Origin of the sequence: Flavobacterium piscis, assembly GCF_031457575.1 — a bacterium.
GTDB classification, from domain to species: domain Bacteria; phylum Bacteroidota; class Bacteroidia; order Flavobacteriales; family Flavobacteriaceae; genus Flavobacterium; species Flavobacterium piscis_A.
In genome coordinates this window covers 1-1,663 of record NZ_JAVDWQ010000038.1, presented here as the reverse complement: position 1 = coordinate 1,663, position 1,663 = coordinate 1, and the positions used below count along the sequence as shown (strand labels likewise).

The 1,663-nt window shown below is 28.7% G+C and carries 1 protein-coding gene and 2 pseudogenes; all 3 read right to left on the bottom strand.

Annotation, left to right across the window (positions count from 1 at the left end; translation table 11 throughout):
• Positions 1 to 144 (bottom strand): annotated as a pseudogene (locus J2W48_RS23015) (tryptophan--tRNA ligase); the annotation flags it as partial.
• A 27-nt stretch (positions 145 to 171) separates the two neighbouring features.
• Complete coding sequence (locus J2W48_RS23010) at positions 172 to 978, bottom strand: hypothetical protein (RefSeq protein WP_310284541.1); 807 nt, start codon at positions 976 to 978, stop codon at positions 172 to 174.
• A 21-nt stretch (positions 979 to 999) separates the two neighbouring features.
• A pseudogene (locus J2W48_RS23005) lies at positions 1,000 to 1,663 on the bottom strand (hypothetical protein); the annotation flags it as partial.

The window sequence follows — 1,663 nt, the reverse complement described above, 5'->3', positions numbered from 1 at the left end:
AGAAGCTTTTGCAGCACCTTTTTTCAAGAGCGTATCAACTTCTTCAAGATTATTGATGTAGTAATTGTATTTCTCTCTTTCGGTTTTAAAAGTTTTGGTAATTAGCTCAAACAAAGCTTGTTTAGCATGACCGTAGCCATAATTTTCGCAATGTAATTGACGGGTTATGTATTATTCGATCTCAAAACTTGACTCTACTTGAATATATTCCGTTTCTTTGCTATTTTTCCTCACTAAAAACACGATATAATTATTGAAATATTCTGCAAGTTTTAAATCATCTAATTTTTGTTTTTTATCTTTATTATAGAATCTCGAAGATTGTACAAATTCTTGAAGAGATAATAATTCTTTTGTTTCTAGATTATTTACAAAACTTTTTTCTCTAAAGAAAAAAGACCCATTGCTCCCTCCACTACTATCATTTAAATAATACTGTTTTGGTGTTTTAACATAAGTTTGAATATATTTAGTATCATAATTAAAAACAAGGGTGTCTTTTACTTTATTTTCAATTAAGTTCCAATCCGCATCACGCATTGGATAATAAGAATCATATTCTAAATCTCTCGGTTGTATAAACTCATCACCGTTTACAAAAAATATGGTATATTTATCTGTCAAGGAATCTTTTAGTTTCCATTTATCTACTATTTGATTGTATTTGCCATCAAAATAGAATTTTCTATTTTCAATATATTCTTTTAAAGAAAATATTTTTTTAGGTTTTAAACCTTTTACCAAATAACCGTTGCCAACAAAAAAAATATAACCATTTGTTTTGGTATGTTTCATTTGTTCTTTATTACGTTCCAGTCTTTCAGAATAGGTTATTTTGAACCCGAGATTAGGAGTAATTGTAGGCGAAATGGTATAATGTTTATCTATACCAAAATAAAGCGTGTCTTTTTCTTTTTCTTGAGCTTTTAGAGTATTCAGGAAAAATAAAGAAAGTAAAATTTGAATAGATATTTTCATAATTAAAGAGTTTTATGTTGATTATGGACAAGGAACTATTTTGCTTAAAAGATTACCTCTGTTAGCAAGCTTTTCTATTGTTGCTTTTTGATTTGCGGTTAAATCATTCCAGGCTTTCACATCATTTTCTTTTAATCCGTTCCATGCCATTGCTTCATAAAAAGCATCACTAGGTACTTCTCCAAAATGATTCGTATATTTATTATAATCGTCAGTCAGTACCATTTTATGAAACGCTTTCAGTGCTTCTTTCATACTAGTGATGTATAATGATGCCATAACGCCGTGCTGATTTTCGTAAGCATTATATGCTATTTTAAAATCTATTGCTCTTTCTCCGGGCACTTTAGATCCGGTATATTCTTTTCTGATAAGATCAGCATGTATGTATTCGTGCAAAATAGTTCTTGCAGCTTCTAGAGCAGAATGTGTATCTGTTCTGGTTGTACTTATTTCTATCGTTATTAAAGTATTTCCTAGAATTGGAGTATAACTTGTCTTTCCATTAACTTCATACTCATTACCTTTTTCATCTTTATTTGTTACTATATTCTTAGAAACAATTTCAATATTAAATTCAGATTTTCCCTCAAAATTAGCTAATAACTTTTGCACAAATGAATCTCCATTTTTATTTAATAAATCATTTAGGCATTTTGCTTTCCCTGTAAGTTTATCAATAATT

Excerpts from the sequence above, each read along its gene's own strand:
- J2W48_RS23010 (WP_310284541.1), bottom strand. The coding sequence starts at position 978 with ATGAAAATATCTATTCAAATTTTACTTTCTTTATTTTTCCTGAATACT.